We start from the raw sequence: 25,577 nt of genomic DNA, 5'->3' as shown, positions 1-25,577 counted from the left end.
TTTTATTTATCTCAATTAGGTTATTCGGATATTACACTTCTTGGTGGTACGACTTTAGGTCGACTGCCTTTTCCATTGTTATCTATTTTGCCGGCTAACCAAACCTATCTTTACGATAAAAATGCCTACAACAATATGAATTTTCTGGAGTTTGTTGCCGACCATTATGTTGGCCTAAACTTAACACATGCATTTGGAGGCTTCCTGCTCAATGAAGTTCCCTTAATTAAAAAATTAAAATTGAGGGAATTTGTGTCTGCCAAAGTGATTTATGGCGGTTTGCGAGACGAGAACAATCCAACTTTACATCCAGAACTGCTACGTTTTCCCAGAACACTGGCTGGAAATCCCTTAACATTCCCTTTGGGAAAAACACCTTATGCAGAGTTAGGTGTTGGTGTTGGAAATATCTTTAAAGTACTCCGCTTAGATCTCATTAAACGGTTTGGTTATCTTGATCACGGAGGTGTAAGCTCACTAGGTCTTCGCTTTACCATTGGTACTGACCTTTAATAAACATTCCGCTCCTATTACAAGATTTCAGTATTTCTACAGAATTGAAATCTAGTTTCGTTGAAAATATCTGATCGTTTGGGAGCTGGATATTGACAATTGATATCCTATACGTTTTCGTTCTATAGCCAAGATGTTTGTATCTTTGATGGATTGATTGTATTTATGAAGAAAAAAGTTGTGCTTGTTCAGGATAATGAAGATATCTTAAACATTATGGATCAGGTTTTGGAGGAAGAAGGGTTTAATGTCACCTCATCTCTAACAACAGAACCTATTAAAAATATTGATAAAATTGATCCTGATGTAATTGTAATCGATGAGCACATTAAAGGGGAAGCTAGGGGATCTGAGGTTGTTAAAGATTTAAAAGCAGATCCTGAAACTGAAGATGTACCTGTTATTTTAACTTCAACATCAGATAAACTACCGGAACAGGCAGAAGCATGTAAAGCAGACGACTACATTCAAAAACCTTTTGATATTGACCACATGATTGATGTAGTAAAACGTAATGTCGAAGATTAATTTATTAGCGAATCAGAATTTTGGAAAACAAAAAGCTATTAATCCCTTCTTCACCAAAAATAAATAACAATTATTTCTGATAAGCCTTTTGTTTGTGGTATTCCGAAATTGGTTTGATGCGGCCAATCAAATTGGTTTATCATTTAAAGAATGCAATGTCAGCAATTAAAATTGCCATTTTTAAATTGTGATGCAGTTTGCCCAAATACACTTTTAAAGGTTTTAGAAATATGCTTTCCGGTATTTCTATTGACCAGGCACAGGAGGAAACCGCATCGCAATTTGAAGCGGAAGGGCAAACCGTGATTTTTATTGCCGCGGGTAAGCAGTTGATAGGTCTGATGACCATTCAGGATAAAATAAGGCCCTGGGCAAAGAAAATAATAAGTGAACTTCATGACATGGGAATTAGAACAGCCATGTTAACCGGAGACAGCAATACTACGGCAATGGCCATAGCACAACAGGCAGGAATTGAAGATGTTTATTCAGAGTTAATGCCTCAGCAAAAAGTGGAAGTTGTGCAAAAGCTTGAAAATCTATATGGTAAAGTTGCTATGGTAGGTGATGGTGTCAATGATGCTCCTGCATTGGCGACGGCTTCAGTTGGAATAGCTATCGGTAGTGGTGGTACAGATATTGCTATTGAAACATCTGATGTTATCTTAATGAAGGACAATATTGAAAACATACCGTTCGCCATCGGATTTGGCCGAAGGACAGAAAGGGTAATTAAACAAAATATCGCATTTGCGATCGCTGTAGCACTTACATTGGTCACCTTAAATTTTATTGGAGGAATGATCAATCTTCCCGAAGGCGTTGTAGGTCATGAAGGAAGCACGGTACTTGTTATTTTGAGCGGGCTCCGGTTATTGAGATAATTTATACAATTGCACAGGATTTCTAACAGTTAAGTATATATTTGTAAAATGAGATTATGGATTGCCCGTGTTTTTATTGGCTTTGCGTTCAGCCTTTTATTGGCTCATAACCTCATTTCGCACCATCATGATGAAGAAGCAGCAGAGTATGCCGGAAATCACCATGATCATCAGGATCATCATGAAGACCGCTCAGCGACCCCTTTTGATAATGTAAAACTTGATGGTGACTTTGTTCAGAAACTGGATTTACAGCACTTAGATGTCAGTGTACCTGTAAATTTGGTTTTGGTGCTGTATAATTTTACACAGGAACCCATTGTAATTGTTCAACAGTATTGTACACCACCACCTGAGCATCCCCCGGCGCTATTCCCTATAGATGCCGCCTCACTAAGAGGCCCACCTGTTTATTGTTAAATACCGGAATTATTTGCTGTTGAAGTAAATGAACAGGATTGCCTATGCAATCTCTTTTTCTGATTTTTTACAATAAACTTTCAAAATGCTCAATAAGATCATAGAATTTTCTATTAAGAATAAGCTCGTTATTGGTTTATTTACCCTTGCATTGATCGCATGGGGTACTTATTCCATTACCCGATTACCTATTGATGCCGTACCTGATATTACAGATAATCAGGTGATGGTCATCACTGTCACCCCAAATCTGGCCGCCCAGGAAGCCGAAAGGTTAATTACTTTTCCGGTAGAGCAAACGATGGCCAGCATTCCCGGTATTAGTCAAATCCGTTCCTTTTCGCGTTTTGGCCTCTCTATAGTTACTGTCGTCTTTAAAGAAGATATAGACATCTACTGGGCACGTCAGCAGATCAGTGAGCGCCTAAATGATGCTGCCAAACAAATTCCAGAAGGTGTTGGGAAACCGGAAATGGCTCCCGTGACTACGGGGCTTGGAGAAATATACCAATATGTGGTGCACCCTAAAAAGGGTTATGAAAAAAAATACGATGCCACGGAGTTACGCACAATTCAAGACTGGATCGTGAAACGTCAGCTATTAGGGACTCCCGGAGTTGCCGAGGTCAGCGGCTTTGGCGGTTTCGTTAAACAGTATGAAATTGCTGTAAACCCAGACCGGTTGCGTAGTGTAAATGTGAGTATTGCCGACATCTTCAAAGCACTGGAAACCAACAACCAGAACACTGGTGGTGCTTATATCAATAAATCACCCAATGCCTACTTTATCCGAAGTGAAGGTCTGGTTGGTGGTTTGGAAGATATTGGCAAGATCGTAATCAAAACCAATAACGGAACCCCTGTACTGATCCGTGATGTGGCTACCGTTCAGTTTGGAAACAGTGTGCGTTATGGCGCCGCCACCCGTAATGCCCAGGGAGAAACCGTTACCGGTATTGTGATGATGCTGAAAGGCGCCAATTCCTCTGAAGTGATCAATAATGTCAAAGAAAGAATTGAACAGATCAAAAAGACCTTACCAGAAGGTGTTACTATTGAACCTTTTCTCGATCGTAAAAAACTCGTAGATAATGCTATTGGTACCGTATCTAAAAATCTGATTGAAGGAGCCTTGATTGTGGTCTTCATTTTGATTTTATTTCTGGGGAATTTGCGGGCAGGCTTGGTTGTAGCATCTGTTATTCCCTTATCAATGTTATTTGCCATCTGTATGATGAACCTTTTTGGGGTTTCCGGCAATTTAATGAGCCTTGGAGCCATAGATTTCGGGCTCATTGTAGATGGGGCAGTGATTATTGTCGAAAGTATTGTCCACCGGATTGCAATTGGAAACTTTGCCGCTAAGGGAATCGCCCGCCTCAGTCAACAGCAAATGGATGAAGAGGTCTATCAGGCCTCATCCAAAATTAGGAATAGCGCCGCGTTTGGAGAGATCATCATTTTGATTGTTTACCTGCCGCTGTTGGTACTGGTAGGTATTGAGGGTAAGATGTTCAGGCCAATGGCAGAAACTGTAATGTTTGCCATTTTGGGGGCATTTATCCTTTCTCTTACCTATGTACCTATGATGGCTGCTTTGGGTTTGAGCAAGAATAGCAGCCATAAGCGTAATTTTTCGGACAGAATGATGGATTATTTCCAGAAACTTTACAGCCCACTGATTAAGAGCGCTATCCAGCACAAAGCAATTGTGGTCATCGCCGCAGTTGTGCTTTTTGTAGTCAGTATCATCATCTTTAACCGTTTGGGCGGTGAGTTTATCCCTCAGCTGGATGAAGGGGATTTCGCAGTGGAAACACGGGTATTGACAGGAAGTTCAATTGACCAGATGATCGAGGTGTCCCGTAAAGCACAAAAGATCATCCTCGGTTTCCCGGAAGTAAAGCAGGTGGTAAATAAGATCGGATCGGGAGAAATTCCTACGGACCCCATGCCAATTGAAGCAGGCGATATGATGGTAATCCTGAAGGAAAAGGGCGAATGGACTACTGCCAAAACGCGAGATGAGCTTGCTGATACCATGCAAAAAGCGCTCTCTGTAATATCAGGTGCAACCTTTGGATTTCAGCAGCCTATTCAAATGCGCTTTAACGAGCTGATCACCGGAGCTAAACAGGATGTAGTGTTAAAAATTTATGGTGAAGACCTTGATGTGTTGACAGGCGAGGCTTCAAAGATTGGGAAACTCATAAAGCCAATTGAAGGCGTTTATGATACCTATGTAGAAGAAGTAACGGGACTGCCACAAATACAGATCAAGTTTAACCGTGATAAAATTGCGCAGTACGGCTTAAATATTGAAGAGATTAACCGGACAATTAAGACTGCATTTGCTGGCGAAACCGCAGGATTGGTTTATGAGGGGGAAAAGCGCTTTGATATGGTTGTGAGGTTGGATAAGCAAGATAGGCAGGATATTGGGAATGTCCGTGGACTGTACATTTCTACACCTATGGGTAAGCAAATCCCTTTGGAAGAAGTAGCGTCAGTGGAATTTAAAAATGGACCAAATCAAATCCAGCGTGATGATACCAAGCGAAGGATTACTGTTGGCTTTAATGTTCGTGACCGTGATGTGGCCAGTATTGTAAAAGAGATCCAAACCAAAATTGATCAAAAGATAAAGTTCCCCGCTGGTTACTATGTTACCTATGGCGGCCAATTTGAAAACCTTCAGGCAGCAAATAAAAGATTGGCGTTTGCACTTCCGGTAGCTTTATTACTGATCCTTTGTCTGCTCTATTTCACTTTTAATTCTATGAAACAGACCTTATTGATCTTTACCGCCATCCCGCTTTCCGCTATTGGTGGTGTCTTTGCCTTGCTGATCAGGGATATGCCTTTCAGTATTTCTGCAGGTGTTGGTTTTATTGCACTCTTTGGTGTCGCAGTCTTAAATGGAATTGTGCTGATTTCAGAATTCAACCGATTAAAAGAAGAAGGAATGACTGATATAAATGAAAGAGTGCTTATAGGAACTAAAATCAGGTTGCGTCCGGTACTCATGACGGCAGCAGTTGCTTCATTGGGCTTTCTACCTATGGCCATTTCTAATTCCTCAGGAGCAGAAATTCAGCGTCCTTTAGCTACCGTGGTGATTGGTGGATTGTTAACCGCTACATTGCTTACCCTTTTGGTGCTTCCGGTGTTATACATCTTTTTTGAGAAAAAATTTAACAAACCTAAATCAAATACTGCGCTGAACATACTGGTTGTTCTGGTATTGTCATCTGTTTTGTTGATGCCTTCGGGAACATTTGCTCAAACCAGTAAGCCCGAAAAGTTAAGTCTTCAACAAGCGATTGATCTTGCCTTAAAAAATAATAACAGCATTAAGGCGGCAGCCTTTGGAGTTGATTATCAAAAGGAACTCAAAAAAGGAAGCCTCGCGCTTGAACGTACTAATGTGATCTATCAGCAGGGACAGATCAACAGTAATGCAAGGGATAACCATATCAGTATTAACCAAAAAATCGAATTTCCTACCGTTTATTCTCAGCAGTCCAAATTGGCAGCAGAACAGGTAACAATGGCGCAGGGGCAATTTGATGTACAGGTATTGGTGCTGATTAACAAGGTTAAAAGTGTCTACTATAAGCTGGTATATCTTGGAGAAAAGAAGAACCTGATCCACTACCAGGATAGCCTGTATACCAATCTGTTAAAGGCCAGTGATCTGCGTTACCGTACAGGAGAAAGTAACCGATTGGAAAAGGTAACCTCGGAAACCCAGTCAATGGAACTTAAAAATGCACAGCGACAAGTTGAAGCAGATATTCATATCGCTGAAAAGGAACTGCAAACCCTGCTCAACACGAACCGGCAGGTTATTGTTCTTGAAAATAAACTTCAGAGAAAGCCTTTTATCTCTGCACAGGACAGTGTAATGCTTTCAGACAATCCTTACCTGAATTCTTTAAAACAGGAGGTAAAGGTAAAACAACAGGAAACCCGTCTCCAAAAAGCAAAGGGACTGCCTGATTTTTCGGTCGGGTATTTTAGCCAGTCTTTCAATGGGATACAGAACTTTAATGGAGCTACACAGAACTATGCCGGATCGGACCGTTTCAGTGGCTTTCAGATAGGTATTGGTATTCCCTTGCTGCCAGGGGGAAATAAGGCAAAAGTAAATGCAGCTAAAGTAAACCAGCAGATTGCATCTGCGAATTTACAGGATCAGCAAAGTATTTTGAAGGGCAATTTTAGTCAGCTTTTGGAGCAGAATCAAAAGCATGCCAGCACACTGGACTACTATGAACAAGGTGCTTTAAAACAAGCTGATCTGATCATTAAAAATGCGGATGCCGGGTTTAGGGGAGGTGAAATCGCTTACCTGCAATACCTTCAAAGTCTGGCACTGGCCATTAAAATTAAATCTGATTATCTGGACGAGCTATTTGCTTACAACCAGAATCTATTGGATATAGAAAATATCATCGGTAAGAAGTAAAAACAGGAAATAGCAAAATGAAAACACTAAATTTTATCGCAGCTTTCATGCTGTCACTTTTCACCCTAACGGCCTGTAATCAGGCTGCCAAAGAAGAAAATAAGGAAGAGGCTACCGCTAAACCTGGTAATGAAGTAATCTTATCTAAAGATCAGTATAACCTGGCTGCCCTGCAAACCGGTAAATTGGAAATGCGCTCATTGAGTGATGTCATCAAGGCCAATGGTGCTATTGACGTCGCACCAGAAAATATGGTTTCTATATCTGCTCCTTTAGGCGGGTATATCAAAAGTTCCGGTTTGTTATTGGGTCAACAGATCCACAAAGGACAAGTGATTGCCATCATTGAAAATCCTGAATTTATCGACATTCAACAGGAATATCTGGAAAGCAAAAGCCGTTTTGAGTTCCTGGCACTGGAATACAAGAGACAGGAACAGCTTAGAAAAGAAGATGTAAACTCGGCAAAAACTTTCCAGCAGGTAAATTCTGAGTATAAAATGATCCAGGCCAGAATGAGTGGATTAGAGCAAAAACTATCCCTAATTGGGATCAATGCGAGGAGCCTTCAATCTGGAAAGATTTCTAAAACCAGCAATTTGTATTCCCCCATTAACGGATATGTAACCCTCAGCAACGCAACTACAGGAAAATATGTTAATCCAACTGATGTAATCTTTGAACTGGCCAATAAAAGTGAAATGCACCTTGCATTGAACGTTTACGAAAAGGATGCCGCTAAAATTAAGGTGGGCCAATCCATAAAATTTGCGTTGGCAAATGAAACGGGATACAACCGTAATGCCCGAGTTTTTTTAATCGGAAAATCGACTGGTACTGAGGGAACGGTGCCTGTTCATTGTCATTTGCTTGATGGCGGAAATACAAGTCTTTTCCCGGGCATGTACGCTAAGGCAATGATTGAAACGACAAATCAGACTGTTCCGTCCCTACCCAATGAGTCTATCGTGCAATCTGATGGTATGGACTATATCTTCATTCAGACTTCTTCTTCGGAGACAAAAGGATTTATATTTAAGATGATCCCGGTAAAAAAAGGTATTGAACAGGAAGGGTACACAGAGGTCATATTGCCAGAGAATTTCGACCGCAACTCCGCTGTCGTACTTAAAGGGGCTTACACCTTGCTCTCGGCAATGAAAAATGTAGAGGAATAATGACGCAGGCAAAACTCATAACGGTGTTAAAGGAGCCTTTTCAAGCACTAAGGGATAAGGCATTTGCTACCCTGTACTTCGCACAAACCATCAGTTTGCTGGGTGATGCTTTTACTTGGGTAGGACTTGCGTTGTTGTCCTATCAGTTTGGTAAGGGAAATTCAGCTGTAATTCTAGCCTCAGCATTAACACTCAGAGTGATTGCCTTCATCATTTTTTCTCCCTTTGCCGGAGTATTAGCGGATCGGGTCGACCGGAAAAAAATATTATATATCACGCATTTTATCAGAATGGGAATCATTTGCTGTCTGCCTTTTGTAAATGTAGAATGGCAGATATATGTACTGGTTTTTCTTTTAAATGTGTTTAATGCTTTTTTTACGCCTACTTATAAATCCATAATTCCACAAGTAGTTGACCAGAAGAATTACCGGCAGGCCATTGGGCTATCTATAGCTACATTTCAATTGCTGGGGGTACTTGGGCCAGGCCTTGCAGGTATTATTGCCGTGTGGTTTGGAGCAAGGGATATATTCTTTGTGGATGCTGCATCGTTTATTCTTGCAGGTATCTTGATCCTCATGCTTCCAGCTCAACAGATCAGCAGACCCGTTCGTTTAATATCAAAGAAGCCATTATCTGCATGGGCAGATGTTGTTAAAGGAGCAAAATTGCTCTTCGGAAATAAGCTGATCCGATTTGCCCTAGCCATTGAATTTATTTCTGCAATTGCAGGGGCACAGATCTTAGTCAATACCATAGGCCATATAAAAAATGGACTTTTACTAGGTGATAAACAATATGGCTGGGCAATGGCTGCCTTTGGTATCGGTGCAACCGTAGCAGCTTTTGTTGCGGGCAATCTGGACAAGTCAAAAAGTAGGCGTGCATCGTTAATAATTGGCGTATTGCTGCTTGGATTGGCTATCACTGGAGCAAATTATGTCAGTTACGCTGTTTTGCTGATTTTTTGGCTTCTTGCAGGATTAGGCCAAAGCTTAGCCGAAATGCCCTCCGAAACCTTGATAGGGGAAGATATAGCTTCAGATGAGCAAGGGAAAGTATTCGGATCCCATTTTGCCTTTTCCCACTTATGGTGGGTGATTGCTTATCCCATTGCCGGATTCACCGGAAGCCATTTTCCAAGAAATGATTTCTTTTATGGCGGCATCATTTCATTGGGGATATTGGTGATTGCTGTTCTTTTTACTCAAAAATTAAATAAGCAATAGATTCTATAATCAACTAATAAAACCGGATATCATAAACTCATCTATTAGCTTTTTAAATAGACGAGCTTTATGATAAATGAATAAATATGTGAAAAAAGCCCAGAATTATTTACACTTATTTCTGCATTTTTATGCTGTGCATAGTCATGAAACGCAAAGCCATCTTCTTTCTAGTGGTGTTTACCTTCATCGCTATTGGTTTTGAGCTTGTCCAAAACTCAGATTAATTAAATGAATTGTGGTTAATTATATTGGCGGAGAATCCAATAATTATATAACATATTTTCGTAATAATGTAACAAGGAAAGAATATTTTGTAATTACATTAGCATTATACTTATATTAGATTTGTGAAACGCACGGCAGTCCTGATAATAACAATGATCTATATGCTATCCTCTTTGGGGATGGCTGTAAACCGTTTTTATTGCTGTGGAAGACTGGCTTCGGTAAAACTTATCCTTGCCTTACCGGACCAGAACGATGTTCAGTCCAAAACAAAGGATAACTGCTGTAAGAACGAAAGACAGAATTTAAAGATAAAGGATACCCATTTCAGTGCTGACGTGCTCATACTGGATGCTCCAATGCCTGCCCTACTTCCCGAACCGATCCGGTTTTCACATGTAAATCTTTTTACTGAGCGTGCTGTCGTTCAGTCTTATCAGGCCAACGCCCCGCCCGGGCAGCCCGAAACACCGATCTATATCCTCAACTGCACTTACCGGATTTAATTCTCTTTTCTGCCTTTTCCTATCTGGAGAAGATTGCGGAGCATTTCCTTTTTAATCAATTTTCTTAATTATAAATCACGCGTAGGTCATTGTTTGGCTCTATGCCATTATTCAATTCCTAAAATTCCAACAAATGAAAAAATTAGTTTTCGTGGCATTTGCCATGCTGTTTTCCGGTATCTCCCTATTTGCGCAGACTCCCGCCAAGCCCACTAAACAGGGTACAGTAAAAACAAAAAAGGCTGTTGCCCCGAAAGTGCAGTACACCTGCACGATGCACCCAGAAGTTTTAAGCGACAAACCCGGGAAATGTCCCAAATGCGGCATGACGCTCGTAAAAAGGGAAGCGCCTAAAAAGCAAACAGGTAAAATGAAAATGTAAGTTCATCATGCCCGGAACGGCGTGTTCCGGGCCAATTATAATTAAGATGATCAATCAACTTATTTCCCTGTCCTTAAAGAACAGGTATATTGTCCTGCTGGTCGCAATAGCCTTATTTGCATGGGGCAGTTATGCCATCCGCGAAAACCCAATCGATGCCATACCCGATCTTTCGGAAAACCAGGTAATCGTTTTTACCGAATGGCAGGGCCGGAGTCCCCAGATCATGGAAGACCAGGTGACCTATCCCTTGGTGAGCAACCTTCAGGGCATTCCCAGGGTCAAGGCGGTCCGTGCTACATCCATGTTCGGGATGAGCTTTGTTTATATTGTTTTTGATGATAAGGTAGATGTCTACTGGGCACGGAGCCGTGTGCTTGAACGGCTAAACTATGCACAACGTTTATTGCCTGAAGGTATTACGCCAACACTTGGCCCTGATGGAACTGGGGTTGGGCATGTGCTTTGGTATACCCTTGATGCGAGGGGCATAGATCTTGGCGAGCAGCGCGCACTCCAGGACTGGTATATCAAGCTCGGCCTGCAGACGGTTCCCGGCGTAAGTGAAATCGCTTCCTTCGGAGGGTTTGAAAAACAGTACCAGATCAATATTGACCCACATAAACTCAATTACTATAACATTCCTTTATCCCAGGTACTTAAGGCCGTCAAGAGCAACAACAACGATGTCGGTGGCCGCAAGTTTGAAATGAACGGAACCGGCTACATTGTCCGTGGCCTCGGTTATATCAAAAGCCTGAAGGATGTTGAGGATATCTCGATCGGCACGATAAAAAGTGTTCCTGTCAGGGTACGCGATATTGCCACCGTTCAGATGGGCGGAGACCTGCGCCTGGGCATCTTTGATGAGAACGGCACAGGTGAGGCCGTTGGGGGGATCGTGGTGATGCGTTATGGCGAAAACGCAGACCAGGTTATCCACGCGGTCAAGGACAAGATGAAGGAGATCGAGCGCGGACTGCCTTCAGGTGTAAAGTTTAAGATTGCTTACGACAGGAGTGAACTGATCGAAAGCGCCATCAGCTCGGTAAAGCATACACTGATCGAGGAGATGATCACCGTATCCATTATTGTCATCCTGTTTCTGTTCAGTTGGAGAAGTGCCCTGAGCATCATCATCCAGATACCCATTACCATCGCAGCAAGCTTTATCCTACTCAATGCATTTGGCATCAGCTCCAACATTATGTCCCTGACCGGTATTGCACTTGCCATAGGCGTTATTGTAGACAACGGCATTGTCATGGTCGAAAATTCACACCGCAACCTATCCATTGCACAAGAAGAAGAAACGTTATGACCACATCCGAAAGAATCAAAATTATAGAAGCCTCCTGCAAACAGGTTGGCCGGGGTGTCTTTTTCTCAACCCTGATCATTGTCGCTTCTTTTCTGCCGGTATTTTTGCTCGAAGGGCAGGAAGGCAAGCTGTTTGGCCCGCTGGCATGGACAAAGACATTTATACTGGCCATAGATGCTGTTCTGGCAGTAACACTGGCACCCGTGCTGATCTCGTTTTTTCTAAAGGGAAAGCTAAGGACTGACGCGCATAACCCATTGAACCGAACCCTTGAAAAAATCTATCAGCCCATCCTCAGCTGGTGCATGAAATGGAGGAAGACAACAATCGGGATCAATATCATTGCACTTCTGATCAGTGTCCCATTGCTGCTCAGTCTGGGCAGTGAATTTATGCCCCCGCTTGACGAAGGATCGATCCTGTTTATGCCGGTAACCCTGCCCGATATTTCCAATTCGCAGGCCAAACAGTTATTGCAGGTACAGGACAGGATCATTAAAAGTGTACCCGAAGTCAAAAATGTACTGGGCAAAGCCGGCAGGGCAAATACAGCCACGGATAATTCTCCAATCAGTATGGTAGAAACGATTGTTCTTCTAAAGCCCAGGAGCGAATGGCGCAAGGGCATTAAAAAAGAAGACATCATAAATGAACTCAATGCGAAGCTTCAGATCCCCGGGGTGGTAAACGGATGGACCCAACCGATCATCAACCGCATCAATATGCTCTCTACCGGTATCCGTACCGACGTAGGTTTAAAAGTTTATGGGCAGAACCTGGATACCCTCTACGCTTTATCCGGCAGGATGAAGCAGGCACTACAGGGACTGAACGGGGTCAAGGATCTATATGTGGATCCGATTACCGGCGGGCGCTACTTGGATATACAGGTTGATAAGGAAGCAATAGGAAGATATGGACTCAGTGTAGACGATGTAAACCAGGTGGTAGAAAGTGCCCTGGGCGGCATGAACGTTACGCCAACCATTGAGGGCCGGAGGCGCTTCAGCGTAAACCTAAGGCTGGCACAGGATTATCGGAGCAGCCTGGATGAGATCAGGCGCACACTGGTGCAGACCCCATCATTCGGGCCTGTCCCGCTATCTTCGGTTGCCCATATTACCATCAGTGACGGGCCGGCGATGATCCAGTCAGAAAACGCACTGCTGCGCGGAACGGTACTCTTTAATGTACGTGGCCGTGATCTGGGCAGTACAGTCAAAGAAGCGCAGGATAAACTGAACGGTATGGCGAAAACCCTGCCCAAGGGATATTTTATAGAATGGAGCGGACAGTACGAGAACCTGATCCGTGCCGAACGTACGTTGAAGCTCGTTATGCCCATTGTGCTGCTGATCATTTTCGCCTGCCTGTATTTTGCTTTTCATTCGATAAGGGAAGCCTTCTTCAGTCTTATCTCTATCCCCTTTGCCCTGATCGGCGGGGCATATATGGTTTATTTTTTTGGTGTGCATTTATCTGTTGCTGTTGCAGTAGGTTTTATTGCCCTGTTCGGTATTGCCGTTGAAACGGGGATCGTGATGGTCATATACCTCAATGATGCCATGCAGCGGCTGGTCGCGGAGAAAGGTAATTCCAGCGAAACAATCAGTAAAGAAGACCTGCGGACCTATGTGATGAACGGCGCGGTAAAGCGGCTGCGCCCAAAACTGATGACTGTCTGCGTCGCCCTATTTGGTCTGGTTCCGGTATTATGGGCTACAGGGACAGGAAGTGACGTGATGCTGCCGATCGTGCTTCCCATGATTGGCGGTGTATTAACCTCTTCAACGCATATACTCCTTGTTACCCCACTCATTTTTCTAATGGTCAAAGAGCACGAACTCAGGAAGTATGGCAAACTGGAAGTGCTGGACGTAAAAGAATAAAGCCATGAAAATAAATCATCGAATAATATACGGCCTATTGTTGTGTACCCTTAGCTTAACGGTTAAGGCACAGCAGGAATACCTATCATTGGACAGCGTGCTGGCAAGGGTTGCGGCCAACCCCTTATTGCGGACTTACGACGCGCAGATCAATGCGCAGAATGCCTACGCGGGCTCTGCCAGAAGCCTGGATGCCCCAAAGCTGAGCGCAGGACAGTACCAGACGCCTTATCAGCTTAAGCCCGATGGCGGTTCCTTTATGGTTACTGCCGAACAGATGTTCACCAACCCGGCCAAGCTCCGCGCAAAGGAAAACTACATGAAAAGCGTATCCAGGGTTACCGCCGAAGAAAAGAAATACATGAACAACCAGTTGAACGCACAGGCCAAACAGTACTATTTTGAGCGTGCAATCCTGGAAAAGAAACTGACACTTTTGGATAACACCACTGGGTTATTGGAATACATGTTAAAGGCTTCCAATATCCGGCTTACCTATGGAAAGGAAAAACTGGATAATATATATAAGACCAAAGCTGAACTGTTTCAACTGGACAATAGCCGGGAAGAAATTAAGAGTGAAATCAGACAGAAAAATATCCTGCTCAATACCCTGATGAACCGTAACAAACAGCAGGATTTTATTATCGACACCAACCTTGTGGTCAGGGATTATGCGGCTACAGTGACCGATACGGCTACACTTGCATCGGTACGGAGCGATATCAGGGGGATTGATCGCAGTATAGAACTGCAACAGCTTAATGCCAAAGTAGAATACAGTAAACGTAAACCCGACTTCGGGCTGCAGGCGGGACATATGTTCAGTTATGGCGGGATGCCCAACCAGTACATTTTAATGGGTTCCATTACCATTCCGATTGCACCCTGGTCTTCCAAAAGCTATAAAGCAAACCTGAAGGGCAATCAATACGAAATCGATCAGCAGCGCGAGCGCAAGACTTCGCTCCTCAACCAGGCAGAAGGAGAGCTGGCTGGACTGAAGGCTGCATGGACAGGTAAATCCAGGCAGTTGAAAAACTACCGGCAGAACATTATTCCCGCCCTGCAGAACAGTTATAAAACATCGCTCCTGGCCTATGAACAGAATACCGGTGAACTGCTACCGGTACTGGAAAGCATAAAAAGTCTGCAGACAGCCAGGATGGACGCTTTAGAGCGCTTAGGTGAAATATTATCAATACAGGTAGCTTATGAAAAAGAAAATGAAATGCATTAGGATCATATTACCGGCCATTCTTTTTGGTACGTTGCTGATCGCCGCCTGTTCCAATCCAAAACAGGCACCGGTCCAGGCTCAATCCAAAACCGCTATACAATATACCTGTCCGATGCATCCACAGATATTGGAGGATCACCCTGGCAATTGTCCGATCTGCAGGATGACATTGGTGAAAAAATCTGGTCAGGCCAGCGAAGGTTCCGGCATCAGCTTGAGTACAGTTTTGGAGCCTGTTAACAGTACGGTGATCTCCTCGGTGGCTTTTGCCTTGCCCCAGGAAAAAGAAGTGGCCACGCAGGTCTCTGCAGAAGGCTATCTGGATTTTGATACCCGGACGTTCAACAATATCGCCTCGCGTTATTCCGGACGCATCGAAAAGATGTACATCAAATTCGCCTTTCAGAAAATCCATCCCGGACAGCGGATCTTCGATATATATAGTGCAGATATGGTAACCGCTCAACAGGACCTGATCTATATCACAAAGAATTCTTCAGGCGAAACCGAGCTGCTCAGGGCTGCTAAACAAAAACTATTGCTGCTGGGAATGACAGCTGTCCAGGTTGAACAGGTAGTCAGAACGGGCAAAGCATTTTATAGCCTACCGGTATACAGTGCCTACGAAGGACATGTCCATGATGCTGCACATAGCCAGATGGCGGGGCCAGTGGGTTCAGACCAGAGGCCTGACTTCAGCCGTAACATGCCCCTTGCTATAAAAGAAGGAATGTATGTGGAAAAAGGACAGACGCTGTTCAACGTTGTTGATCCCCACAGGCTGTGGGCCATTATCAAAATTGACAGAAATTCACTGGCCAGCTTACAGTTAAATCAACCGGTTAAGATTACCCTGCCGGATCTGCCAGGTAAAACGCTAAATGGGAAAGTAGATTTTATTGAACCTACCCTTCAGCAAGGTGACAAGACAGTTAGCGCTAGGGTTTACCTGGACAATATGGAACATCAGCTGAAGGTAAACAGTTTAATCAATGCCTCGATAGAGACGGGAAAATCCAAAGGGCTTTGGATACCGAGGTCTGCTCTGCAGGATCTTGGGCAGACAAAAATAATCTGGTTAAAAAAAGGCAGCTCATACTATGCACACAGCGTAAATGTTGGGACTTTCAATGGAAACGAAATACAGATAACAAGAGGCCTTTCCGCAACCGATACCCTAGCAGTAGATGCAGGGTATTTAACAGACAGTGAGAGTTTCATCAAAACAAAGGGTCATGAATAATATAAAAAGAATTAACCTGAAAAGGATCTGTGTCTTGCTGTTTGTGGTGCTATCAGTAAGTATATTTAACAGCTGCAAACAAAAAGTACAGCCGGTGGTAAAAGTAAAAAGCAAATTTTACTATACCTGTTCGATGCATCCACAGATACATGAAGACCATCCAGGCAACTGTCCGATCTGTGGTATGAAGCTGATCAAAGTTGAGCTTACAGGTTCAGGGAATTCAGCCACGAAAAAAATAACATTAACCGCAAGCCAGATCCAGTTAGCCGGCATAACTGTTGATACGGTAAGGAAAGAAAATACAGGGGGCGAAAAACTTCTGACCGGAACAGTTGTTACAGATGAAAGCAGGGCAGAAGAGATCAGTGCAAGAATAGCCGGACGGATACAGCGTTTATTTGTAAGGTCTGTTGGAGAAAAAATAACAATGGGTCAGGCAGTGTATTCTATTTATAGTGAAGACCTCTTATCAGCTGAAAAAGAATACCTTTTGGCCCGGCAGCAGCAGAAGGTATTAAATAATCCTGATGTAGATTATGATGCGCTGATCAGTACGGCGGAGCACAAACTATTATTATGGGGGCTGAATGCCGCCCAGATCAGAAATCTTTCTTCTTTATCTAGGACATCGGCCACAGCTACCATATACAGTAAGATCAATGGAACGGTAAGCGATATAGCAGTCCACGAAGGTGATTACGTAACTGAGGGGATGACTATATTAAAAACACAGGCGCTGAACAGTCTATGGATCGAGGCGCAGTTATACGCGAGCGAAAGCGGGAACTATAAAGAAAATGATATGGTCAATGTCTCTTTTCCGGACCTGAACGGGCAGGTTATTAAGGGAAAGATCGAATTCATAAATCCTGAACTATCAGATGATTCCAAGGTCGTGCTGATCAGGATCGCAATCCCAAATACACAAGGGCTGATCAGGCCCGGAATGTTGGCATATATAGCTATTGATAATGGAAAACAGAATAATGTTGCCGTACCGGCATCTTCAATACTTGCAACAGGTAAAGGCAATAAGGTATGGGTTAAAAATAGTGATGGAAGTTTTTCTGAAAGAAAAATCAATACCGGAGCAGGGAATCAGGGATATGTGCAGGTAGTATCCGGTATTTCGCCCGGTGAGGTCGTGGTAACAGGCGGAGCTTATATGTTAGAGAGCGAATTGGTATTTAAAAATGGAGGGTAAGGTTATGATTTTGTTCGTCATATCTTATGGATAAATACCCATGGTAAGTAAAATTTGGCATAGTATGTAACTTGATTGCGCTAAATACTGTCTGGACTTTGGTGAAAAGCAAATTCAGCATTTGACAGCTCGGAGTCGGCGAAACGAAATTACTTTTCGAGGGGCCAAAAAATATTGAAACAAGTTCAATGTCAGAAATTTGAGATGATTTTCTAATATAATTATATAAAAGATATGGAAAATTATATAAATTTAATTTCGCATCTTTATATAGATTTGTAGTCTGATGAAAACCAAAGCCATCTTTCTTTTAGTGATTTTTCTGCTCAACACTGTTGTTGGCTTTGCCTGTGCAGTTGGAATGGAAAGAGATAATCATGGAGAAAGTGATGTACATGTTTCCTCTAAAAAGAATAATCACAAACATGATCATCAGCATAAAGGGGCACATGTGCATAAACACAGCGCTTCAAATGGACCGAATCTTTCAAAAGAAGAACCCTGTTGCAAGACTCTGGTCAACGACCTTGTGGTTCAGGGGAAGCTTGTTCCCCAAAGCGTTAAAAACCAGGTTATCCTACCTGTTCTGTTGCTTCCAGATTATCATTACAATTTTTTAATTGCTTCTGTCAAACTGGTTCTCAAAAAGAGTGTTTACGCCGGACAGCGGGAGCGGCCACCCAATAGGGACATCCGGATAACCATCAATAGCTTTCAGATATAAGATTTCACCACGAATTACCAATAGAGCCCGTGTTACATTGACATGGTGCCTAACTTTCGCGCGGACAAAACTCCTGCGGAAATAGTGTAAACATTTAATCTTAAAATCATGAAAAAAATATTTCTTCTAGTTGCCCTATTGGCAATCGTTTTCACTGGCCGCATCCTTGCGCAAAATAGCCAGACACAGTCACTTTTAACTTCTTATTACGATATCAAAAATGCATTGATAAATGCAGATGCTACAGTCGCCGCCTCAAAAGCCGCTGAGTTTTCCAAAGAGTTGGTCAATATGGACATGAAATCAATGGCAGAAGCCGATAGGAATATATTTATGGGTTTGAAGGATAAGCTTGCCTTTGATGCCAAACACATATCGGAGAGTAAGGATATTGCCCATCAGAGAGAACATTTCGCAACTTTTTCTGCCAATCTTTTTAAACTGGCGAAAGCGGTTAAACTCACCAAAGCGCCTGTTTATTATGCCTACTGTCCGATGAAAAAGAGCTATTGGCTTTCTGATAACGCTGGCATCAAAAACCCTTATTTCGGTAAGCAGATGCTGACCTGTGGTGCAGTAAAAGAGACTATCAAATAATTCATATTGTTATTGAACGGACATTTAGCATTGAGATGTTTTGGTCCGTTCAATATAGCTGTGTGCATATATTCTACATACAGCTCGAAATAATTTATTCAAAATATATCAATAACAATGAAAACATTAATATATAGCCTTCTGGGCCCACTATTTTTCCTTGCCGCCTGTACAAATGGCAAACATGAAAAGCAAGATTCTGCTGTAGCGGATTCCACGACCAAAAATGTTTCTAGGGAAACCAATAAGGTAAAAAAATCCCAAACGGCTGCGCTTTTATCCGGCTATCTGAAACTGAAAAATGCCCTTACCACGGACGATGATAAACAAGCTGCTGCCGCAGGCAGTGAAATGGTCGCAGCGTTCGCCAGTTTTGATGAAAAATCATTGACTTCGGAGCAGGCCAGTGCATATAGCGATATTCGGGATGATGCCAAAGAGCACGCAGAGCATATCGGTTCCAATGCAGGCAATATTGCCCATCAACGAGAGCATTTCGATATGCTGAGCAAAGACATGTACGATATGATCAGGCTCCTTGGCGCTGACAAGCCCCTGTATGTTGACCGTTGTCCCATGTACAACAACAACAAGGGTGCGATGTGGGTGAGTGAGATAAAGGAGATCAAAAACCCTTACCTGGGAAAAACGATGCCGACCTGTGGTACTGTTAAGGAAGAACTGAAATAGCACAAAAATGACGGGCATAAAGAAAATCTTTCTTGGGCTATTAGTTATCTTCCTGCTTATGCAGATCTTACAGCCTGCACGCAATAAAAGCGTGCAGGTTATGCCTCAGGATATATCCACACTTGTTCCTGTGCCTGATGATGTACAGGGTATACTTAAAAAATCATGTTATGACTGTCATAGCAACAACACGGAATATCCATGGTATGCCTATGTTCAGCCGCTTCACTGGTACCTTAACAGTCACATACGATCGGGAAAAGAGGAGCTGAACTTTAATGAATTCGCCGGCTATACCTTGCGAAGGCGTCAGAACAAACTGCGGGCCATAGAAAATAGCTTAAAAGATGGTACAATGCCGCTTTTTTCTTATATCCTGATCCACAGAAATGCAATATTAGATCCGAGGGAAAAGTCGATACTCATAAAGTGGGTAAAGAATTCAAGGGATAGTTTGAACAGAAAGAATCTCACTGCTCTTTAAATTAACAAAGAAATGAAAAATATTTTAACAGTCTTTTTATTGATACTCTATTCTGTGGTTTCCGCCCAGGATATGAAGGGAATGAAAATGGACAAGAACGGCAGTGCTGGTCAGTCCAGGGTAATCTATACTTGCGTGATGCACCCGGAAATACAATCGAAAAAACCCGGGAACTGTCCAAAGTGCGGAATGAAGCTTATCCTGCAGAAAGGTAAAGCGGATAAGGCAAAGACAGCTGATCTGCTCAATAAGAAACAGGAAGCAAAAAAGGGGGCTATGGAAGTCATGAAAATGCCGGCAGAAAAATTGGAAAGTAAGCCGAAACCAGAATCAGTAACCTATACCTGCCCAATGCACCCCGAGATCCATGATTCCAAACCTGGCAACTGTCCCAAATGTGGGATGAAGCTTGTTAAGGAAAAGCCCAAGGCTAACCCTGAGAAGAATGGGGAAATAAAGGAAAGTTCCAAAAAGAGTGAGGATATGGGTGATATGGCGGGCATGGCAATGGATGATAGCAGTTCTGACATGGAAAATATCAAAACTGCAAAGGCTAATTTGGGCCCGATTAGAACCGTTTCGAATAAATTTCCACCACGCACCGTGCGTTATGATCTTTACATAGCCGATACAACGGTAACTTATGGAAAAAAATCAAAGCGGGCAATTGCGGTAAACGGACAGATTCCTATGCCGACACTGACCTTTACGCAAGGCGATACCGCACTGATCTACGTGCATAATAATCTTGACGAGGAAACCGCGCTGCACTGGCACGGACTTTTTCTTCCGAACAAGATGGACGGTGTTCCTTTTCTGACCCAAATGCCGATCAAACCGCACGCTACTTACATCTATAAGTTCCCCATCGTCCAGCATGGAACGCACTGGTACCACAGCCACAGCGGCCTTCAGGAACAGATAGGTATGTATGGGGCTTTTATCATGAACAAACGGACGGAGTGGGATATTCCAACCCTTCCAGTAGTCATTAGCGAATGGACAGATATGAAGCCCGAGGAGGTTCATAGAAGCCTAAAAAATGCCAACGACTGGTTTGCCATCAAAAAAGGGACTACCCAGAGTTATGCAGAAGCGATCAGGACCGGACATTTTAAAACAAAGGTAGCCAATGAATGGAAGCGCATGAATGCCATGGATGTGAGCGATGTGTATTATGAAGCCTTTCTCATCAATGGGAAAAATCAGAACGAACAGCCGCAGTTCAAGGCTGGGGACAAGGTAAGGCTGCGTATTGCAAATGGGGGTGCCTCAGATTATTTCTGGCTTAAATATGCAGGGGGCAAGATTACCGTTGTGGCGACTGATGGAAATGATGTGGAGCCTGTAGAGGTCGACAGGCTGATTATAGCGGTTTCCGAAACCTATGATGTAGTGGTCACGATTCCGGAAAATAAGAGCTATGAATTTTTGGTCACTCCTGAAGACCGTACGGGATCAGCATCGCTATGGCTGGGCAAGGGAGAAAAGGTGCATGCAGAGAAAATGCCCAAACTGAAATATTTTGCCGGAATGAAGATGATGAACGATATGATGGATATGAGCGGCAATATGGTACAGATGGAAGGCATGAAGATGCAGAACCAGGTTATGGATATGAATACGGTGATGTACCCGGAGGTAACCGGTGAAGAAAATCCGAAAACAGAGAAAAAAATGAAGGGGATGCCGGGTATGCAGATGTCTGGTGACAAGACCATGGCAGGTATGAATATGGAGGCAGAAACCGCCGATATCGTTACTCTGAACTATAATATGCTTCGAGATCCAAAGAAAACAACCCTGCCAAAAGGCCCATGGAAGGAACTCAAGTTTGACCTTACGGGAAATATGAACCGTTACGTCTGGACGCTGGATAACAAAACCGTTTCTGAAAGCGATAAGATACTGATAAAAAAGGGCGAAAATGTTAGGATAATCCTTTACAACAACAGTATGATGCGCCATCCTATGCACCTTCACGGCCATGACTTCAGGGTAATTAACCGGCAGGGAGAATATGCCCCAATGAAGAACATTATCGACATCATGCCCATGGAGCGGGATACCCTTGAATTTGCAGCAACAGAGCCAGGAGGCGACTGGTTTTTCCACTGCCATATTCTCTACCATATGATGAGCGGTATGGGAAGGGTATTCAGTTATGAGAATTCTCCGCCTAATCCAGAAATTCCGGACCCCAAGCTGGCACAGCGCAAACTTTTCAGTGATGACAGGGCATTTCATCCAATGGCACGGATCGGGATTGAAACAAACGGAAGTGATGGTGAGGTTATGCTCGCCAATACCCGTTACCGCTTTACCACTGAATGGCGGATTGGGTTTGACAAGGAAATGGGCTATGAAAGTGAAAGTCATTTTGGAAGATATATCGGGCGAAACCAATGGCTATTGCCCTATGTCGGATGGGATTTTAGAAAAAGAACGGTTGATCCCTTGGACAAGAATGTTTTCGGGCAATCACTTTCGCCGGGAAACAATCTTTTCGGGCAGGGAAATACCAAAAATTTCAGGCAGGTATTTCATTTGGGAGTTCAATATACCCTACCGCTGCTGATCGTTGCAGATGCTTCCCTCGATCACAAGGGGAATGTCAGGTTTCAGCTGATGAGGGAAGATATCCCTGTTTCCAAAAGACTGCGCTTCCAGTTTATGGTCAATACCGATAAGGAATATATGGCTGGATTCAGGTACATCGTTACGAAGTACTTTGGGCTTTCAACACATTACGACAGTGATATGGGCTATGGCGCCGGATTGACATTAAGCTACTAACAAATCAAAAACATGGAACACACCTATAAAATAACCGGAATGAGCTGTCAGGGCTGTCGGAGCAAAGTTGAAAATGTGCTGAATGCGATTGATGGCGTTTCTGCACAGGTAACCCTTGAACCTGCTGAAGCCGTCATAACTATGCAAGAACATGTCCCCATGGAAAAGCTGCAGGAGGCTCTTTCTGCCGCCGGACATTATGGTATTGAAATGGCAGTTCAGAAAAAACATGTTCTAAATTCGTCAGAACATCATAATCAGGATCATTCAGCCAATGAGCAAAGTCCCGCGGCTCAAAATGATGATAAAAATGAAGAGGGAGGCCTGTTTTATTGTCCTATGCACTGTGAAGGTCAGAAGACTTATGATAAGCCAGGTCATTGCCCTGTATGCGGGATGGACCTGATAAAACATCCTGCCAAGAAACAGGCATCTCAGTTTACCTGCCCCATGCATCCCGAGATTATCAGGGACAAACCAGGATCATGTCCGCTCTGCGGAATGGACCTGGTACCTACAGGGACAAACCTTGAAGAAGAAGATAAAACTTATAATACCCTGCTCAAAAAGTTCAAGATAGCAGCAGGTTTTACCATACCCATTTTTGTTATTGCCATGACGGAAATGATTCCCAGCAATCCTTTGTTTGATCTATTGGAGCTTAAATACTGGAACTGGGTTCAGTTTTTTCTTTCTATTCCGGTGATCTTTTATGCAACCTGGATGTTCTTTCAGCGTGCATGGCAATCCATCATTACCTGGAAACTGAACATGTTTACATTGATTGGGATTGGTGCCGGGGTAGCCTGGGGCTTCAGTATTGTTGCCCTTCTATTCCCTGGAGTTTTTCCTGATCAGTTTAAAACACATCATGGTACCGTTTTTGTTTATTTTGAGGCGGCGACCGTGATCCTGACATTGGTATTGCTTGGCCAGCTTTTGGAAGCCAGGGCACATGGCAAAACCAACAGCGCCATTAAGGAGCTGCTGAAGCTAGCCCCGAATACAGCAACAAAAGTGGTTGGGGATAAGGAAATATCAGTATCTATTGATGACATCCATAAAGGAGATCTGTTGAGGGTAAAGCCAGGTGAAAAAATTCCGGTGGATGGTAGTATTAAGACCGGGGAAGCTATTATTGATGAATCCATGATTTCAGGTGAACCCGTTCCCGTGGAGAAGAATATTGGGGAAAAGGTAAGTTCGGGCACTATCAATGGAAATAAAACCTTTGTGATGCTTGCCGAGAAGGTGGGTTCAGAAACGCTTTTGGCGCAGATTATCGAAATGGTAAATTCGGCCAGCCGCTCAAAAGCGCCCATCCAAAAAATGGCGGATAAAATCTCAGGTTATTTCGTGCCTGTTGTGGTATTGATTTCTATTGTAACGTTCGTGGTATGGGCTGTATACGGCCCCGATCCAGCCTACGTTTATGCTTTTGTAAATGCAATCGCGGTATTGATTATTGCATGTCCATGTGCGCTGGGCCTCGCCACCCCAATGTCGGTAATGGTCGGAGTAGGTAAGGGTGCTCAGTCTGGTATACTGATCAAGAATGCCGAGTCCCTTGAGAAAATGAATGCGATTGATGTAGTGGTCATCGATAAGACTGGTACGGTAACCGAAGGTAAACCTTCGGTAGAAAAGGTGGTCAGTGCAGATCCGAATCTTACAGAGCGGGATGTTCTTGAAAAAATTGTGGCTTTGAACAACAGCAGCGAACATCCATTAGCTCAGGCAACCCTGCGTTATGGGCAGGAAAACAAGATTGATATTAAACCCGTATCAAACTTTGAGGCGATCACGGGAAAGGGAGTAATGGGCAGTTTGGAGGCTGAAAAACTGGCTTTAGGGAACCAAAAATTAATGGAACATATTAAAGCGACAATTGATCCTGAATTAGAGGGACAGGTTAGGACCGCTCAAAAGCAGGGTAAAACCGTTTCTTATTTAGCTGTAGGAAATAGAGCTGTCGGATTTGTTGTGATTTCTGATAAGATCAAGCCTTCCAGTGCAGATGCAATCCGAAAACTCCAAAATGAGGGAATCGAGGTCATCATGTTTACAGGTGATAATGAGGATACAGCAAGGGCAGTAAGCGAAACCTTGAGATTGGACGGTTTTAAGGCTCAGATGCTGCCGGAGGATAAGCTCAATGAAATAAGAAAACTACAGAATGAAGGCAAAAAGGTAGCCATGGCAGGCGATGGCATCAATGATGCACCTGCACTTTCTCAGGCTGATATCGGCATTGCGATGGGCACGGGAACGGATGTAGCCATCCAGAGCGCAGCCATCACACTCGTAAAGGGTGATTTAAATGGGATCGCAAAAGCGAGGTTATTGAGTCACAAGGTTATGGCCAATATAAAAGGAAACCTGTTTTTTGCCCTGGGATACAATATATTGGGCATTCCGGTAGCAGCAGGTGTTTTATATCCTTTTTTTGGGATTTTACTATCTCCCATGATCGCTGCACTCGCGATGAGCTTTAGCTCAGTTTCTGTGATCTTGAATTCCCTGAGATTGAGAAAAGCAAAAATCGACTGATGCTTTTTTCAGGCCGTAAAGAAAAAAAGATAGATGCTGTAACTAACGGATGTTATTGAGTAATTAGTTGACATGCCAAAAATATTTTATTGTTTTTATCAAAATATTTACAAAATAAGATGCGCATTAAGGCGGTATTTTGAAATAGCTATTCTATGTGGGTTTTGAGTTGCAGCGGAGCACTGAAAGTAAAACAGGTTTGCTCTTCGTCGGATGTTACCGTCAAAGTTCCGTTGTGGGCTTTTGCTATTTCAGAGGCAATATATAATCCCAGTCCAAGGCCATTCTGGCTTGATCGTTCATCTTTTCTATAGAATGGATGGAAAAGGTGAGCCATTGCCTCTTTTGGGATCGGTATGCCGTTATTCGTAACAGAAATTTCCCATAAGTTTTCTTTTACTGGATAAACCGCTTCAAATTGACCCCTCTTCGCCACTTTAAAAAGCCCCCCTTTGCCGAGTTAATTTGATAAGGTCCGCCAAAGCAAAGAGACC

General features: G+C 43.2%; 20 protein-coding genes and 1 pseudogene. 20 read left to right on the top strand and 1 reads right to left on the bottom strand.

Annotated elements, in window-relative coordinates:
• The 20 genes and pseudogenes from ACIQXP_RS24505 to ACIQXP_RS24410 form a co-directional block, all read left to right on the top strand.
• A pseudogene (locus ACIQXP_RS24505) lies at positions 1–513 on the top strand (carboxypeptidase-like regulatory domain-containing protein); the annotation flags it as partial.
• A gap of 165 nt (positions 514–678) precedes the next feature.
• Positions 679–1,041, top strand: a complete 363-nt coding sequence (locus ACIQXP_RS24500; protein ID WP_387508512.1) for a response regulator — start codon at positions 679–681, stop codon at positions 1,039–1,041.
• A gap of 197 nt (positions 1,042–1,238) precedes the next feature.
• Positions 1,239–1,925 (top strand): HAD-IC family P-type ATPase, encoded by a 687-nt coding sequence (locus tag ACIQXP_RS24495; RefSeq protein WP_387508510.1) that lies wholly within the window; start codon positions 1,239–1,241, stop codon positions 1,923–1,925.
• Between the two features lie 48 nt (positions 1,926–1,973).
• Entirely contained in the window at positions 1,974–2,345 is a 372-nt protein-coding gene (locus ACIQXP_RS24490) for a hypothetical protein (RefSeq protein ID WP_387508508.1), read from the top strand.
• Positions 2,346–2,430: 85 nt separating this feature from the next.
• On the top strand, positions 2,431–6,816 hold the full coding sequence (locus ACIQXP_RS24485; RefSeq protein ID WP_387508506.1) for a CusA/CzcA family heavy metal efflux RND transporter: 4,386 nt from the start codon (positions 2,431–2,433) through the stop codon (positions 6,814–6,816).
• A gap of 17 nt (positions 6,817–6,833) precedes the next feature.
• Positions 6,834–7,994 (top strand): efflux RND transporter periplasmic adaptor subunit, encoded by a 1,161-nt coding sequence (locus ACIQXP_RS24480; protein WP_387508504.1) that lies wholly within the window; start codon positions 6,834–6,836, stop codon positions 7,992–7,994.
• Positions 7,994–9,226, top strand: a complete 1,233-nt coding sequence (locus ACIQXP_RS24475; protein WP_387508502.1) for an MFS transporter — start codon at positions 7,994–7,996, stop codon at positions 9,224–9,226. Before ACIQXP_RS24480 ends, ACIQXP_RS24475 begins: the two co-directional genes overlap by 1 nt.
• Positions 9,227–9,576: 350 nt before the next feature.
• Entirely contained in the window at positions 9,577–9,960 is a 384-nt protein-coding gene (locus ACIQXP_RS24470) for an HYC_CC_PP family protein (RefSeq protein WP_400454296.1), read from the top strand.
• A 133-nt stretch (positions 9,961–10,093) separates the two neighbouring features.
• Positions 10,094–10,342 (top strand): heavy metal-binding domain-containing protein, encoded by a 249-nt coding sequence (locus tag ACIQXP_RS24465; RefSeq protein ID WP_387508498.1) that lies wholly within the window; start codon positions 10,094–10,096, stop codon positions 10,340–10,342.
• A gap of 46 nt (positions 10,343–10,388) precedes the next feature.
• Positions 10,389–11,663: an efflux RND transporter permease subunit gene (locus tag ACIQXP_RS24460; RefSeq protein WP_039474443.1), complete on the top strand. Its 1,275-nt coding sequence runs from the start codon at positions 10,389–10,391 to the stop codon at positions 11,661–11,663.
• Positions 11,660–13,552: an efflux RND transporter permease subunit gene (locus tag ACIQXP_RS24455; RefSeq protein ID WP_039474440.1), complete on the top strand. Its 1,893-nt coding sequence runs from the start codon at positions 11,660–11,662 to the stop codon at positions 13,550–13,552. The genes ACIQXP_RS24460 and ACIQXP_RS24455 overlap by 4 nt, the downstream gene beginning before the upstream one ends.
• A gap of 4 nt (positions 13,553–13,556) precedes the next feature.
• On the top strand, positions 13,557–14,792 hold the full coding sequence (locus ACIQXP_RS24450) for a TolC family protein (protein ID WP_387508495.1): 1,236 nt from the start codon (positions 13,557–13,559) through the stop codon (positions 14,790–14,792).
• Positions 14,767–16,035 (top strand): heavy metal-binding domain-containing protein, encoded by a 1,269-nt coding sequence (locus ACIQXP_RS24445; RefSeq protein WP_387508493.1) that lies wholly within the window; start codon positions 14,767–14,769, stop codon positions 16,033–16,035. The genes ACIQXP_RS24450 and ACIQXP_RS24445 overlap by 26 nt, the downstream gene beginning before the upstream one ends.
• Positions 16,028–17,242 carry an efflux RND transporter periplasmic adaptor subunit gene (locus ACIQXP_RS24440; protein ID WP_387508491.1) on the top strand — a complete coding sequence of 405 codons (1,215 nt, stop codon included), beginning with the start codon at positions 16,028–16,030 and terminating at the stop codon, positions 17,240–17,242. The genes ACIQXP_RS24445 and ACIQXP_RS24440 overlap by 8 nt, the downstream gene beginning before the upstream one ends.
• A gap of 286 nt (positions 17,243–17,528) precedes the next feature.
• Positions 17,529–17,966: a hypothetical protein gene (locus tag ACIQXP_RS24435; protein ID WP_387508490.1), complete on the top strand. Its 438-nt coding sequence runs from the start codon at positions 17,529–17,531 to the stop codon at positions 17,964–17,966.
• A 108-nt stretch (positions 17,967–18,074) separates the two neighbouring features.
• Positions 18,075–18,563: a DUF3347 domain-containing protein gene (locus ACIQXP_RS24430; RefSeq protein WP_387508488.1), complete on the top strand. Its 489-nt coding sequence runs from the start codon at positions 18,075–18,077 to the stop codon at positions 18,561–18,563.
• Positions 18,564–18,680: 117 nt separating this feature from the next.
• The gene (locus ACIQXP_RS24425) at positions 18,681–19,253 is read left to right on the top strand and encodes a DUF3347 domain-containing protein (RefSeq protein WP_187593157.1); all 573 of its coding nucleotides are present in this window, start codon (positions 18,681–18,683) and stop codon (positions 19,251–19,253) included.
• A gap of 7 nt (positions 19,254–19,260) precedes the next feature.
• Positions 19,261–19,737, top strand: a complete 477-nt coding sequence (locus ACIQXP_RS24420; RefSeq protein ID WP_387508486.1) for a heme-binding domain-containing protein — start codon at positions 19,261–19,263, stop codon at positions 19,735–19,737.
• Between the two features lie 12 nt (positions 19,738–19,749).
• On the top strand, positions 19,750–22,533 hold the full coding sequence (locus ACIQXP_RS24415; protein ID WP_387508484.1) for a multicopper oxidase domain-containing protein: 2,784 nt from the start codon (positions 19,750–19,752) through the stop codon (positions 22,531–22,533).
• Positions 22,534–22,545: 12 nt separating this feature from the next.
• Positions 22,546–25,083 (top strand): heavy metal translocating P-type ATPase, encoded by a 2,538-nt coding sequence (locus ACIQXP_RS24410; protein WP_387508482.1) that lies wholly within the window; start codon positions 22,546–22,548, stop codon positions 25,081–25,083.
• A 148-nt stretch (positions 25,084–25,231) separates the two neighbouring features.
• On the opposite strand, the gene ACIQXP_RS24405 is transcribed toward ACIQXP_RS24410, so the two are convergent.
• Entirely contained in the window at positions 25,232–25,519 is a 288-nt protein-coding gene (locus ACIQXP_RS24405) for a sensor histidine kinase (protein ID WP_363737018.1), read from the bottom strand.
• Positions 25,520–25,577: the final 58 nt, after the last annotated feature.

It is taken from the genome of Pedobacter suwonensis, assembly GCF_044762335.1.
In the GTDB taxonomy this organism is placed as follows: domain Bacteria; phylum Bacteroidota; class Bacteroidia; order Sphingobacteriales; family Sphingobacteriaceae; genus Pedobacter.
The sequence above is the reverse complement of the archived record's forward strand: the minus strand, read 5'-3'. Positions and strand labels throughout refer to the sequence as shown.